Source organism: Streptococcus sp. 27098_8_51 (assembly GCF_041432205.1).
Lineage (GTDB): Bacteria > Bacillota > Bacilli > Lactobacillales > Streptococcaceae > Streptococcus.
This window is the reverse complement of record NZ_JAPVZE010000015.1, coordinates 11,845-26,508: the sequence shown is the minus strand read 5'-3', so window position 1 is coordinate 26,508 and position 14,664 is coordinate 11,845. Positions and strand designations below refer to the sequence as shown.

Sequence of the window (14,664 nt, the reverse complement as noted above, 5' to 3'; positions counted from 1 at the left end):
CTCTACTCTAGGTTGATAAGAGTTAGTGTTTCATGTTATATTTCCTTACATAAAATTCATAAAATTTGCCTTTTCATTCATTTTCTGATATAATGGGAAAATATTCGAAAAAGGAGACTAAAAATGAAGAAAAAAATACTAGCATGTTTGCTCATTTTATTTCCCATTTTCTCACTAGGTATGGCAAAAGCTGATACTGTTAAGATTGTGTCTGATACAGCTTACGCACCTTTTGAGTTTAAAGATTCAGATCAAACCTATAAAGGGATTGATGTTGATATTATCAATAAAGTCGCAGAAATCAAAGGGTGGAACATCCAAATGTCTTATCCTGGCTTTGATGCAGCTGTAAATGCGGTGCAGTCAGGCCAAGCAGATGCTATTATGGCAGGTATGACAAAAACAAAAGAACGTGAAAATGTCTTTACCATGTCTGATACATATTATGATACAAAAGTTGTCATTGCTACCACAAAGGCAAATAAAATCACCAAATATGAGGAACTTAGCGGAAAAACAGTTGGAGTTAAGAACGGAACTGCCGCCCAACGTTTCCTCGAAAGTATCAAAGATAAATACGGTTTCTCTATTAAAACCTTTGATACAGGTGATTTGATGAATAACAGTCTAAGTGCTGGTGCTGTAAATGCCATCATGGATGATAAACCTGTTATTGAGTATGCGATTAACCAAGGACAAGATCTCAGCATCAATATGGATGGTGAGGCTGTTGGAAGCTTTGCCTTTGGTGTCAAGAAAGGAAGCAAGTATGAACACTTGGTTACCGAGTTTAACGAAGCCCTAGCACAAATGAAGAAGGATGGTAGCTTGGAGCAAATCATCCAAAAGTGGACGGCTTCTAAAACTACGGCAAGCCCAACAATAACTACTGCTGCTGGACAAAAAGCTACTCCTGTGAAAAGCAAGTATATTATTGCCAGCGACTCATCTTTCGCCCCATTCGTCTTTCAAAATTCAAGCAATCAATACACCGGTATTGATATGGATCTTATCAAGGCCATTGCCAAAGATCAAGGTTTTGAAATTGAGATTACCAATCCAGGATTTGATGCAGCCATTAGTGCTGTTCAAGCTGGACAAGCAGATGGTATCATTGCTGGTATGTCTGTAACAGATGCTCGTAAGGAAACCTTCGACTTCTCAGAATCATACTACACAGCAAATACGATTCTCGGTGTGAAAGAATCAAGCACAATTGCTTCTTATGAAGACCTCAAGGATAAAACTGTCGGTGTTAAAAACGGAACTGCTTCTCAAACGTTCCTTACTGAAAATCAAAGCAAATACGGCTATAAGATTAAAACTTTCGCAGATGGCGCTTCTATGTATGACAGTCTGAATACTGGATCTATTGATGCCGTGATGGATGATGAGCCAGTTCTCAAATATTCTATCAGCCAAGGGCAAAAATTGAAAACGCCAATCGCTGGAACTCCAATCGGTGAAACAGCCTTTGCGGTTAAAAAAGGAACAAATCCAGAATTGATCCAGATGTTCAATAATGGACTTGCGAACCTCAAAGCTAACGGTGAATTCCAAAAGATTCTTGACAAGTATCTAGCTAGCGAAACTTCAACTGACTCTACAAGTACAGTTGACGAAACTACTATCTGGGGCTTGCTTCAAAACAACTACAAACAACTCCTTAGTGGACTTGGAATCACTCTTGCTCTAGCTCTTATCTCATTTGCAATTGCCATTGTCATCGGGATTATCTTTGGTATGTTTAGCGTTAGCCCATACAAATCACTTCGTCTGATCTCTGAGATTTTCGTTGACGTTATCCGTGGTATCCCATTGATGATTCTTGCAGCCTTCATCTTCTGGGGTATTCCAAACTTCATCGAGTCCATTACAGGCCAACAAAGTCCAATCAATGACTTTGTAGCTGGTACTATCGCCCTCTCACTCAATGCAGCTGCTTATATCGCTGAAATTGTTCGTGGTGGGATTCAAGCTGTTCCAGTTGGCCAAATGGAGGCCAGCCGCAGTCTTGGTATCTCTTATGGAAAAACCATGCGTAAGATTATCTTGCCACAAGCGACTAAATTGATGTTGCCAAACTTTGTCAACCAATTCGTTATTGCTCTTAAAGATACAACCATCGTTTCTGCTATCGGTTTGGTGGAACTTTTCCAAACTGGTAAGATTATCATCGCCCGTAACTACCAAAGTTTCAAGATGTATGCAATCCTTGCTATCTTCTATCTTGTAATTATCACGCTTTTGACTAGACTAGCGAAACGCTTAGAAAAGAGGATTCGTTAATGGCAAAACTAAAAATTGATGTAAATGATTTGCATAAGTATTATGGAAAAAACGAAGTTTTAAAAGGCATTACTACTAAGTTCTATGAAGGAGATGTTGTCTGTATCATCGGTCCTTCCGGTTCTGGTAAATCCACCTTCCTCCGTAGCCTTAACCTTCTCGAGGAGGTAACGAGTGGCCACATCACAGTAAATGGTTATGATCTGACTGAAAAATCAACCAATGTCGACCATGTTCGTGAAAACGTGGGAATGGTCTTCCAACATTTCAACCTCTTCCCTCACATGTCAGTCCTAGAAAATATCACTTTTGCACCTATTGAACACAAACGGATGACCAAAGAAGAAGCTGAAAAATTGGGGATGGAGTTGCTTGAAAAGGTTGGACTAGCAGATAAAGCTAATGCCAACCCAGATAGCCTTTCAGGTGGTCAGAAACAACGTGTAGCTATCGCGCGTGGACTTGCCATGAATCCTGATATCATGCTCTTTGATGAGCCAACTTCCGCTCTGGACCCTGAAATGGTTGGAGATGTACTGAATGTTATGAAGGAATTGGCGGAACAAGGCATGACCATGATTATCGTAACCCATGAGATGGGATTTGCTCGTCAGGTGGCTAACCGTGTTATCTTTACGGCTGATGGTGAATTCCTAGAAGATGGAACTCCAGATCAAATCTTTGACAACCCGCAACACCCTCGTCTAAAAGAGTTCTTGGACAAGGTCTTAAATGTATAAAACAAAACTGTAAGGTTCTCCTTACAGTTTTTTAATTGCGTATTGGATTTTTTGTTTTTTTTGAAAATTATGATAAAATAAAAACTATGATAATGAGGAAATCTCATCCCTAGTCCAACTAGGAAAAAATATAGAAATTAGGTAGCTAGATGTCATCAAAGGTTATTGTTACAATTTTCGGTGCGAGTGGAGATTTAGCTAAACGCAAACTCTACCCTTCCCTTTTCAGACTCTATAAATCAGGCAATCTCTCTGAGCATTTTGCTGTTATTGGAACAGCTCGTAGACCTTGGAGTAAGGAATATTTTGAATCTGTAGTTGTTGAGTCCATCCTTGATTTGGCAGATAGTACCGAGCAAGCCCAAGAATTTGCTAGCCACTTCTACTATCAAAGCCATGATGTGAACGATACGGAACATTACATTGCTTTGCGCCAATTACAAGCTGAGCTTAACGAAAAATACCAAGCTGAACACAATAAGCTCTTCTTCTTGTCTATGGCACCTCAGTTCTTTGGAACTATTGCCAAGCACCTCAAATCTGAAAACATTGTTGATGGCAAAGGTTTTGAGCGCTTGATCGTTGAGAAACCATTTGGTACAGACTACGAAACAGCTAGCAAACTCAACGAAGATCTCCTTGCGGCCTTTGATGAGGAGCAAATCTACCGTATCGACCATTACCTAGGTAAAGAGATGATTCAGAGTATCTTTGCTGTTCGTTTTGCCAACATGATCTTTGAGAATGTTTGGAATCGCGAACACATCGATAATGTTCAGATTACCTTTGCAGAGCGCTTGGGTGTAGAAGAACGTGGTGGCTACTATGATCAATCTGGTGCCCTTCGTGATATGGTGCAAAACCATACTCTCCAACTTCTTTCTCTTCTAGCCATGGACAAACCAGCTAGCTTTACAAAAGATGAGATTCGTGCTGAAAAGATAAAGGTCTTTAAAAACCTCTATCATCCAACTGAGGAAGAATTGAAAGAACAGTTTATCCGTGGTCAGTATCGCTCTGGTAAAATCGATGGCATGAAATACATTTCCTATCGTAGCGAGCCAAACGTCGATCCTGAATCTACAACAGAAACCTTTGCATCTGGTGCCTTCTTTGTAGACAGCGATCGTTTCCGCGGTGTTCCCTTCTTTTTCCGTACTGGTAAACGTCTGACTGAAAAAGGAACTCATGTCAATATCGTCTTTAAGCAAATGGACTCTATCTTTGGAGAACCATTAGCACCAAATATCTTGACCATCTATATCCAACCAACTGAAGGATTCTCTCTCAGCCTCAATGGGAAGCAAGTCGGTGAAGAATTCAACCTGGCACCAAGCTCTCTGGATTACCGTACAGATGCTACTGCTACTGGGGCCTCACCAGATCCTTATGAGAAATTAATCTACGATGTCTTGAATAACAACTCTACCAACTTTAGCCACTGGGATGAGGTAAGTGCTTCATGGAAATTGATTGACCGTATCGAAAAGCTCTGGGCTGAAAACGGAGCTCCACTCTACGATTATAAATCTGGGAGCATGGGGCCACAAGCTAGCTTTGACTTACTTGAAAAGTATGGAGCTAAATGGACCTGGCAACCAGATATCGCCTATCGTGAAGAGGGCCGTTTAGAATAGCAAAAATATCCTGCAAGATGACTTGCAGGATATTTATTTTGTATTAAATCAATCCTTCTAAGAGACCCTTCATAAAGTTTTCTGAGTTAAATTCCCCGATATCATCGATTTTTTCACCGAAACCAATCAATTTTACTGGGATATTGAGTTCTTCGCGGATAGCCAGAACAACACCACCTCGGGCAGTTCCGTCAATTTTTGTCAAAACAATTCCAGTCAATGGTGTTATCTTCGAAAATTCCTTAGCTTGTACCAGAGCGTTCTGTCCAGTTGAAGCATCGAGTGCTAAGAAGGTTTCATGTGGCGCCTCTGGAACGACACGTTTGATAATGCGACCAATCTTTTCCAACTCAGCCATAAGGTTGTCCTTGTTTTGCAGACGCCCTGCTGTATCAATCATAAGGATATCAATCCCTTCAGCTACAGCACGTTGCATCCCATCAAATACCACACTTGCTGGATCAGCCTTTTCAGGTCCCGTCACAACAGGAACATCCACACGTCGACCCCATTCTGCTAGCTGAGCAACGGCTCCAGCGCGGAAGGTATCTGCCGCAACTAGCATGACTTTCTTGCCAGCTTGTTTGTAGCGATGAGCCAATTTTCCGATAGAAGTTGTTTTCCCAACACCATTGACACCAACAAAGAGCATGACGGTCAAACAATCTTGGAAGTGGATACTTTCATCGTAGTTGCCATCCTTCTCATAGAGTTCAACCAATTTCTCGATAATGACACGACGAAGTGCGTCTGGCTTCTTAGCGTTTTCGAGTTTAGCTTCATAGCGTAGTTCTTCTGTTAAGTTGGAAGCGACTTGCACACCGACGTCACTCATGATGAGCAGTTCTTCCAATTCCTCGAAGAATTCTTCATCGACTGAACGGAAGTTGGCAAAGAAGGCATTCAAACGAGCACCGAATCCTGTACGGGTTTTCTTGAGACTGCGGTCATATTTTTCCTGAACGGTTTCTTCAACCTGAGGAAGTTCTTCTTCTACAACTTCAGACGTTAGTTCTTCTTCAGTTTCTAGAGATTCTTGGCTCTCTACTCCTAGAACTTCTTCTGTCTCTTGGATTTGCTCCAATTCATCAGATTCTAGCTCAAGCTCTTCCTGATTAGTTTCCTTGACTGCTTCTGGTTCAATAACTTCTTCTGTTGAGATCTGAGGAATTTCTTCTTGAGCTGGTGTTTCTTCCACTTTTTCTCTTGTTGTCTCTTCCTGAGAAGTTTCTTCAACTGCCGTTTGGTTTTCTTCAACTTCTTCTGACAAATCAAGATTTTCCAGAGCTTCTTTTACAATATCTTCGATTTTCGGCTCTTCTTTTTTTCCGAATAGACGGTCAAATAATCCCATATTTTAGTTCTCCTTTAGCACGTATTCTTCGATAGCCCAGGCAACGGCTTCCTCGTCGTTGGTCATCGGGGTAATCACATTGGCAACTTCCTTAACTGCTGGAACTGCATTTTGCATGGCAACTCCCAGACCTGCCCACTCAATCATAGAAAGGTCATTGGCCTCGTCCCCACAAGCCATGACTTGACTTTGATCGATTCCTAAGTGTTTAATTAATTTCGCTAAACCTGTCGCCTTGTGGACATTTTTCGGCGACCATTCCAATAAGAGTTCACGCGATTTGAAGATTTCATATTGATCAAACAATTCAGGAGAAATCTGCTGAATCGCTGCATCCAAAGGTTCTTGGGCAAAGGCGGTCACACATTTATTATATGTCATCTGACTAGATAGATCTTCAAAAGCGACAGGTACGAAAGTCAAGGCTGGGTTGAACTTGGCATAGAGACTTTCTTGGTCCGACTGGATTTGATAGACTGTTCCTTCTGAAATAGCATCTAACGGAAGTCCGAGTTTTTCAGTTTCCTCGTACAAGCGTGCCACATCGTCGATTGAAAAGACGGTTTTATCGAGAATCTCTCCTGTATTTTTCTGTACTAGACCACCATTAAAGGTGATGGTGTACTCATCCTCCTGACCATCAGTCCCTAGCTCATGGAGAAAGAAATCCATAGCCTTCAGAGGACGTCCCGTTGTCAGAACGACCTTGATGTCACGGTCACGCGCAGCTTTGAGGACCGCCTTGGTACGATCTGTCAGCTTTTTATCCGTTGTCAGCAAAGTACCGTCCAAATCCAGTGCAATCAATTTAATATCTGCCATTACAAACCCTCCATATAAGCCATCACTGACTGGTCCTTATGGTGGCCAATCACTGCTTCTGCTAATTCTAAAATTTCTGGTCGCGCATTTTCAGGAGCGATGGGGTGCCCCACTACCTGCATCATGTGAAGGTCATTGAGATTATCGCCAAAAGCCATAACCTGATCCATGGTCAGACCCAGTTTTTTTGCCAGCTCAACAATAGCTACACCCTTATCAACATAGTCCAAGACAATATCAATGGATTCAAAACCAGTTGTCATGGCTTTCACACCAGGAACATTTTCGTTGACCCAGGCCTCACCAACTTCTATCGTTTCTTCTGTGAAGTTGGTGGTGAATTTAAAAATCTCATCCGTGATATCTTCTAAACTCGCTACTTTTTGAATGTTTTCATTGTAGTGACGACTAAACATCAGATAGATCTCATCCACTGTATCCAATACATAACAAGCTTTTTTCCCAGTCAAGAGCATTTTTCTTTCATCAAAATAGGGTGATTTCTTTAAAGCTTCAAAAGTGCTCAAGTAAAAATCCCGAGACATAGTAGCCTCATACATATCCTCACCATGAAACTCAACATAGCTCCCATTTTCAGCTATAAAAATCACTTCATCACGCACATCTGCAAACAACTTTTTCAGGGACAGGATACCACGACCTGAAGCCACTGCAAAATAAATCCCCTTTTCCTTGTAGGAAACAAGTACGTTTTTGAGGCGTTTCATATCAAACCGACCCTCTCCATCTAGAAAGGTTCCATCCATATCGGTTGCTACAAGTTTAATCATAAAATCCTTCATTCTCCAATTGATAAATCTACCTTCTATTATACCATAGATAAGCTAAAAAAGGACTTGTACAGTAGGATTGGCAACTGTATTGCCGTGCTTTTTCGGTAAAACTTCAAAGGGCCTAAAAATTAGAATCGTAGAACTTTTTTCAGATAGTTTAAAAAGTTTGTATTCCCCTACCCTTTTCTCTATAATGGAGAGAAAGGAGATGACTATGACAGAAATAAAACATGAAATTGATGCTAACTTTACAGGCCGACTCAATATCCTACGCGCAGGTGTTCTAGGAGCCAATGATGGAATTATTTCCATTGCTGGAGTCGTTATCGGTGTTGCCAGTGCGACGAGCAATATCTGGATTATCTTTTTATCAGGTTTGGCCGCTATCCTCGCTGGCGCTTTTTCTATGGCAGGCGGCGAATATGTCTCTGTATCCACTCAGAAAGACACGGAAGAAGCCGCTGTTGCTAGAGAGCAATTACTCTTGGATAAAGACATCGAATCTGCAAAACAATCCCTCTATGCTGCTTACTTACAAAATGGTGAGTGTGAAACGTCAGCCCAACTCTTGACCAACAAGGCCTTTTTAAAGAATCCACTCAAAGCCTTGGTTGAGGAAAAATACGGTATCGAGTACGAAGAATTTACCAATCCTTGGCATGCTGCAATCTCTAGCTTTATCGCCTTTGTACTGGGAAGTCTTCCTCCCATGCTTTCGATCACTGTCTTTCCAAGTGATTATCGCATTCCTGCTACTGTTTTTATCGTTGCCCTTTCCCTTCTCGTCACTGGCTATACCAGTGCTAAACTAGGCAAGGCACCTACGAAAACTGCTATGATCCGTAACCTCTGTATCGGACTTCTCACCATGGGAGTGACTTACCTGTTTGGACAACTCTTCAGCATTTAAGATAAAGAAATACCTCGATGAATATCGAGGTATCTTTTTTTTACATTTGCACAATCTTGCGATAGCTTCTTGAGGTAATCATAAAGATTAAGACATAGACGATGAGGAAGATAGCACAGATGGATAAAGTGACAGTCAACATCATGGTCGCATCTAGCACACCAATGACTTTTAGGATGAGGCTAAGCATATGATAGGCAAAGGCAAGGTGTAGGAAGGCAAAGAGCAATGGGAGGAAGAAAACAGTTAGGACCTGTTTATTGATGGTTTGCTTGATTTGCTTTTGATCGAGACCGACTTTTTGCAAAATGATAAAGCGTTCACGATCTTCATAGCCTTCAGAGATTTGTTTGTAGTAGATGACAAGAACCGTTCCCACCATAAAGATGATAGAGAGGAAGATACCGATGAAGAAAACTCCACCAAAGAGAGCACTCATCTGCGCACTACTATCAGCCAGATTGCTTCCGTAAACATAGCTTCCTTCTTTGTTTAGTTCTCTATTAAAGTTGTTAACGAATTTTGAATAGTCATCTGCAATTTTAAGCTGCTCTTCCTCACTAGCCGTTACATTCATACCACCATAGTATTGATTAAAGATGGAAGAATTAGGATGCTGGTCAAGAAAGGCTTTCAAGTCAGGAACAACCAAATAGTTATAATCCGAAGTTAGAATATTGTACTGATTTGGGACATGTTCAAGAATAAAATCTTTTTTGATTTCTTCTTTGATCGTGTAGGTCTGGTCATTCAGAGTCAGTTCTTTTTGACCTTGAAGTTGCTTGTTTTGAGCAAACAATCCAACTCCCTTACCTGAAAGTGCAAGTTTCTGTCCTGTCATATTCTCATAGTCTTTTTGGTCAAAGACCATAAAAATAGTTTTCGGTTGAACACGATTTTGACCTTTCTCAAAAATTGTCAATTTCGTACCTTCTTGATTTGCCACACCAAAGTTACTGTATGTAAGGACTTCTTTCTTTGTGACAGTCAATCCTTTTTCACTAGCATACTGGCTCAAGAGTTTTTCGATATCTTCTTTTTCAACATTCTGTCCTGTAATCCCAAAATCATGTGGATTCATGACCTTCTTGAAGTTTTCTGATGCCTTAAAGATACTTGTTGCAGCAGACATAGTCACTAAGACCATGGTTGAGAGAATAGCAATCGTCGCCAGACCAACCGCATTTTTCTTCATACGGAAAATGAGATTGGATACGGAAATCATGTTGTTGGGTTGGTAATAATAACGCTTGTTTTTCTTTAAGATTTGTAAGAAAACTGTAATCCCTGCATTGAAGAGAAGATAAGTTCCCAAAATTACTAACAAAACTGCTACGAAGAAAATCAGAACAGCAGAAAGTGGGTTTTCGACTGTTACTGCTAGATAGTAACCCGCTCCCAAACTAATCAGACCTAGAATGGTTTGGACACCTAAGAAACGTCCTTTTTTCTCACCACTGGCTTTTTCACGAGAGAGCTGAAGGGCATTCATGCGTGCGATGCGAAAGGCATTGATAAAAATTAGACCTAGGAAGATAACCCCAAAGACGATGAGAACTAGGATAAAGACAATTGGTTGGAAAGTCGAAACGAGCTCTACCTTCATATTCATTAACTTCAAAAGGAGGGCAAAGATTAGCTTATCAAAGAGAGCTCCTAGACCGAGACCAGCTGTCAAGGTTAAGGAACCAAAAATAAGAAGCTCCTTAAAAACCATACTGATCAAATGGCGCTTTTCGAGACCCAGCATACCATATACACCCAACTCCTTGGAACGGTTCTTCATGACAAAACTATTGGCATAAAGGACAATAATTCCAGAAGCGATGGTAACAACCACCATACCGAGAGCGAGGGTCATAGAGATAGTTTCTCCCCCTCGTATCTTGCCAATATTAGGATTAAGTGACAGTGAGTAAAAGAGATAGGTGATGGTCACTGCTAAGAGAACAGCAAGGGCAAAGGGATAGTAGAGTTTGCGGTTTTTAATCAAGTTGGATGCCGCTAACTTATTGGTTAATCGGAACATACTAATTCACCTCGCTTGCCATAACAGTCAAAGTATCAGAGATTTCTTGGAACATCTGACGCTCTGTCTTGTCTCCACGGTAAATTTGGTTGTAAAGAATGCCGTCCTTGATAAAGAGAACTCGCTTGGCCCTGCTGGCTGCTGCCGTTGAGTGGGTTACCATAAGAATAGTTTGACCGCGTTCATTGATTTCATCAAATACATCGAGTAAGGCTGCAGATGACTTGGAGTCAAGGGCTCCTGTTGGCTCATCCGCAAGGAGAATTTCAGGTTCTGTGATGATGGCGCGTGCTACTGCTACCCGCTGTTTTTGACCTCCTGAGATCTCGTAAGGGTACTTCTCTTGCAATTGGTTGATGCCCAGATTTTCAGCGGTTACTACCAATTTCTTCATCATCTCTGTGATAGGTTTTCGTGATAATACTAGCGGAAGCAAGATATTGTCCTTAACAGACAGGGTATCTAGCAAGTTAAAGTCTTGGAAGACAAATCCCAACTTTTCCCGACGGAAACTCGAAGCCTGTGAATTTTTAATAGTGGCTGTGTCTGTTCCGTTTAGGTAAACCTGGCCTCGAGTTGGTTTATCCAGCATAGCTAGAATGTTGAGCAAGGTAGACTTCCCTGATCCAGACTCTCCCATGATAGCAACGTAGTCACCCTTTTCTACTGTAAAGTGAATGTCTTTAAGAGCCTCTACTTGGTTGCCTTGGAAACGTGTTTTGTAGATTTTTTGAACGTGTTTTACATCTAAAAGTGTCATTGTTATCTCCTTCTTAATATCCCATCAATTGAAACTGTGCTTGCATCATAGCGCATCCTAGTTGAACACGCTCGATATCTTTTTGACTTGGTTTTCTTCTTTTCTTTTGTAAGATTCTTTTCATGTTTTTGCTCCTTTGTTCTTTATGAGTCTAGTTTATCGCAAAAAAAGACGGCTTGCCATAACCTAACCTTACAAAAGAGACTTTAATCTTACATTTTTGTAAGATTGAAGAATATCAAGCAATTTCGCTATCAACATTTTACCATAAAAGAAAGGCAAGAAGAAAACCCTTGCGGATGCAAGGGTTAGGATTCACTACTTTTTCTAATTTCTTCAAGAAACAAGGAAATCATCTATAAACTATTTCCAAATCCGACTCACCAAAACCGTCCATCATTGTCATAAATGGCCTCAGCATCCTTACGTTTGCGTGGTCCTGTTCCGTACATTTCTGCTTCAATCTCTTCCTTAGTTGGCAGAATAGAGGCGAGGATGATGTAGATAATCACACCAATCCCAAAATTTGATATGGTAAAAATGGCAAAGAGAAAGCGGACTAGAGTTACATCAAAATTCCACTTGTCTGATAAACCAGCTAAAACTCCCGATACCATACTATTTCGTTTCATTTTATAAAATTTTGTATTCATGATTTGTTCCTCTTTCGGTATTCTTACAAGTAGTATATCATGAAACGGGGGCACAAACATCAGTCCTTAGGCCGATTTAGGATGACGAGTTTACCACGGCAGACGCCACAGCGATAGCACTTGGTATCAATCTTCCTCTTTCGTTGATAGCGTTGCTGGCAGGATTGACACTGATAAACTAGGAAATTACTTTGGGCTCTCAAAGGGGGAACAAAGCGTAGTCCATCCACTTCTTTCAAAAGTTCCTTAAAATCTCGGTCCTTATGCCGATACCCCTTTTTCTGAAAATAAAGGTGATAGTGACAGAGTTCATGGCGCACGATTTTCCGAAAAACCTCCAAACCAAGTTCATTATAGACCTTGGGATTAAAATCCAAATGCCCATCTTTAGGGAAAAATCGCCCACCTGTCGTTCGCAGACGAGAATTCCATTGGGCTTGGTGTGTAAAAGGTCTACCAAAGTCTTCGAGGGAAACGGACTGAACGTACTCAGTCAGTTTCATCTGGAGCTAGGAGCGACAGATTAACTTTTTCACGTTCAGTATCGATTTTCTTAACCCAAACCGTTACCAAATCTCCAACAGACACCACTTGGCTGGGATGTTTGATAAATTTGCGACTCATATGAGAAATATGAATGAGGCCGTCTTCGTGAATCCCGATATCAACGAAGGCACCGAAGTCAACGACATTACGGACCACACCTTCAAGCTTCTGTCCGATAACGAGATCCTTGATATCCAGAACATCTTGACGGAGAACTGGAGCATCAAAAGAATCACGGAAATCACGACCCGGTTTTAGGAGGTCAGCAATGATATCTTTAAGGGTTTCTGGTCCAAGGTCTAGTTCTTGCGCCATTTCCTTGACAGAAAGGGACTTAAGCTTATTTTGTGCTTCTTCATTTAAGTCCTTGATATCCAAGCGTTTGAAGAGCTCCTTAACTGCAGCATAGTTTTCTGGGTGAACTCCAGTATTATCAAGAATATTGCTACTTTCAGGGATACGGAGGAAACCAGCAGCCTGCTCAAAGGCTTTGGCACCTAGACGAGGAACCTTCTTGATTTGAGCGCGTGAAGTGATTTTTCCTTCTTCCTCACGGTATTTGACGATATTTTCAGAAATGGTTTTATTGAGTCCAGCTACATGGGAAAGAAGAGCTGGGCTGGCTGTGTTAACATTGACACCGACTTGGTTGACCACTGTATCGACGACAAAGTCCAGACTCTCAGACAGTTTCTTTTGACTAACATCGTGTTGGTATTGACCGACACCGATTGACTTAGGATCGATTTTAACCAATTCAGCGAGGGGATCTTGCAAACGACGGGCAATAGAGATAGCAGAGCGTTTTTCAACGGTTAAGTCTGGAAACTCTTGACGAGCAAGTTCACTAGCAGAGTAGACAGAAGCGCCACTTTCATTGACGATAACATAGCTGACTTCTGGAAAATCTTTCAGAACTTCCGATACAAAGGATTCACTTTCACGGCTAGCCGTTCCGTTTCCGATAGCAATGATTTCCACACCGTATTGACCAATCAAGTCTGCCAACTCTTTCTTGGCTTCTTCGATTTGACGAGCTGATGCTGGTTTTACTGGATAAATGACCTGGGTCGTCAGCATTTTCCCTGTTGCATCTACGACAGCTAGCTTGGCACCTGTACGAAAGGCGGGGTCAAATCCTAGAACCACGCGCCCTTTCAGCGGAGCAACCAAGAGAAGATTGCGCAGATTGTCAGAAAAGAGTTGGATAGCTCCTTCTTCTGCCTTTTCAGTTAATTCTGTCCGAATGCGTCGTTCGATAGCAGGTAAGACTTTTTTCTTAACTGACTGTTGAACAACTTCATCTATATAGGCATTTTTCACCTTGAAACGAGCAGCAAAGAAAGCAAGAATACGATCTGTCGCGTGCTCAAAACCGACTTTTAAGACACCTAGTTTCTCACCACGATTGAGGGCCAAGGTACGATAACCCTGCATGTTGCCAACTGTCTCTGAAAAATCGTAATATATCTGAAAAACTTGTTTTTCATCGAGACTTTCATCCTTGACTTGCGAAGTGATTTTAGAGTGTCTCAGCACTTCCTGATAGGTCAGTGAACGCAAAGTCACATCTTCCGATAAGGCTTCGACCAAGATATCAACCGCTCCAGCCAAGGCTTCTTGAACTGTCGCAAATCCTTCACAGACAAACTTCTCAGCTTCTTTCTCTAAACCATCTACATTCTGCAAGATCAAGCGGGCGAGAGGAAAGAGTCCAGCTTCTCGGGCAATAGTTGCCTTGGTTCGACGTTTTTCCTTGTATGGAAGATAGAGTTCTTCTACATCTGCTAGTTTTTCGGCAGCTAAGATAGCTTCTTCCAATTCCTTTGTTAGCTTGCCTTGTTCTTGAATCTTAGCCAAGACTGCTTCCTTGCGGTCATTGAGATTAGTCAGGCTTTTATCTAAGTCTATAATAGCCTTAATCGCCACCTCATCCAGACTACCAGTCATATCTTTCCGATAACGCGCGATAAAGGGAATCGTCGCCCCTTCGGCAGTCAAACTTAGAACGGTATCGATTTGCTTTAAGGTTACACCCAAATCTTGGGAGATTTTTTCATATTTTTTATCCATAAACCTATTATACCACAAGGGACAAGGCTTGTTTCACCTTATCTGTTTTTACCTCTC

At 41.4% G+C, this 14,664-nt stretch carries 12 protein-coding genes; 4 read left to right on the top strand and 8 right to left on the bottom strand.

The features are described 5' to 3' along the window. The first annotated feature begins 123 nt into the window (after nucleotides 1-123). The 3 genes from O3622_RS08625 to zwf all read left to right on the top strand — a co-directional run bounded on the left by O3622_RS08625 (nucleotide 124) and on the right by zwf (nucleotide 4,666). Complete coding sequence (locus O3622_RS08625; protein WP_000726959.1) at nucleotides 124-2,289, top strand: ABC transporter substrate-binding protein/permease; 2,166 nt, start codon at nucleotides 124-126, stop codon at nucleotides 2,287-2,289. Next, complete coding sequence (locus tag O3622_RS08620; protein WP_001096337.1) at nucleotides 2,289-3,029, top strand: amino acid ABC transporter ATP-binding protein; 741 nt, start codon at nucleotides 2,289-2,291, stop codon at nucleotides 3,027-3,029. The genes O3622_RS08625 and O3622_RS08620 overlap by 1 nt, the downstream gene beginning before the upstream one ends. Nucleotides 3,030-3,178: 149 nt before the next feature. Further along, nucleotides 3,179-4,666, top strand: a complete 1,488-nt coding sequence (gene zwf / locus O3622_RS08615) for a glucose-6-phosphate dehydrogenase (protein ID WP_000096114.1) — start codon at nucleotides 3,179-3,181, stop codon at nucleotides 4,664-4,666. Between the two features lie 43 nt (nucleotides 4,667-4,709). Here the strand turns inward: zwf and ftsY are convergent, their stop codons facing one another. From ftsY to O3622_RS08600, 3 genes are read right to left on the bottom strand one after another with little or no spacing between them, the layout of a single operon-like run. Further along, on the bottom strand, nucleotides 4,710-6,020 hold the full coding sequence (gene ftsY, locus O3622_RS08610) for a signal recognition particle-docking protein FtsY (RefSeq protein ID WP_247924156.1): 1,311 nt from the start codon (nucleotides 6,018-6,020) through the stop codon (nucleotides 4,710-4,712). A 3-nt stretch (nucleotides 6,021-6,023) separates the two neighbouring features. Beyond that, nucleotides 6,024-6,842: a Cof-type HAD-IIB family hydrolase gene (locus O3622_RS08605; protein ID WP_000763413.1), complete on the bottom strand. Its 819-nt coding sequence runs from the start codon at nucleotides 6,840-6,842 to the stop codon at nucleotides 6,024-6,026. Then, complete coding sequence (locus O3622_RS08600) at nucleotides 6,842-7,633, bottom strand: Cof-type HAD-IIB family hydrolase (RefSeq protein WP_002875539.1); 792 nt, start codon at nucleotides 7,631-7,633, stop codon at nucleotides 6,842-6,844. Before O3622_RS08600 ends, O3622_RS08605 begins: the two co-directional genes overlap by 1 nt. 217 nt (nucleotides 7,634-7,850) lie before the next feature. Between O3622_RS08600 and O3622_RS08595 the strand changes: the two genes are divergently transcribed. Next, nucleotides 7,851-8,546: a VIT family protein gene (locus O3622_RS08595; protein WP_084918319.1), complete on the top strand. Its 696-nt coding sequence runs from the start codon at nucleotides 7,851-7,853 to the stop codon at nucleotides 8,544-8,546. Nucleotides 8,547-8,586: 40 nt separating this feature from the next. Here O3622_RS08595 and O3622_RS08590 read toward each other — a convergent pair whose 3' ends face one another. The 5 genes from O3622_RS08590 to O3622_RS08570 form a co-directional block, all read right to left on the bottom strand. Further along, nucleotides 8,587-10,575, bottom strand: coding sequence for an ABC transporter permease (locus O3622_RS08590; protein WP_268703293.1), 1,989 nt, complete (start codon nucleotides 10,573-10,575; stop codon nucleotides 8,587-8,589). A 1-nt stretch (nucleotide 10,576) separates the two neighbouring features. Continuing rightward, entirely contained in the window at nucleotides 10,577-11,335 is a 759-nt protein-coding gene (locus O3622_RS08585; protein ID WP_000173369.1) for an ABC transporter ATP-binding protein, read from the bottom strand. A gap of 380 nt (nucleotides 11,336-11,715) precedes the next feature. Then, complete coding sequence (locus O3622_RS08580) at nucleotides 11,716-11,988, bottom strand: PspC domain-containing protein (protein ID WP_001092787.1); 273 nt, start codon at nucleotides 11,986-11,988, stop codon at nucleotides 11,716-11,718. Nucleotides 11,989-12,047: 59 nt separating this feature from the next. Continuing rightward, on the bottom strand, nucleotides 12,048-12,491 hold the full coding sequence (locus O3622_RS08575; protein WP_000778613.1) for a SprT family protein: 444 nt from the start codon (nucleotides 12,489-12,491) through the stop codon (nucleotides 12,048-12,050). Beyond that, complete coding sequence (locus O3622_RS08570) at nucleotides 12,478-14,607, bottom strand: Tex family protein (RefSeq protein ID WP_371607350.1); 2,130 nt, start codon at nucleotides 14,605-14,607, stop codon at nucleotides 12,478-12,480. Before O3622_RS08570 ends, O3622_RS08575 begins: the two co-directional genes overlap by 14 nt. Nucleotides 14,608-14,664: the final 57 nt, after the last annotated feature.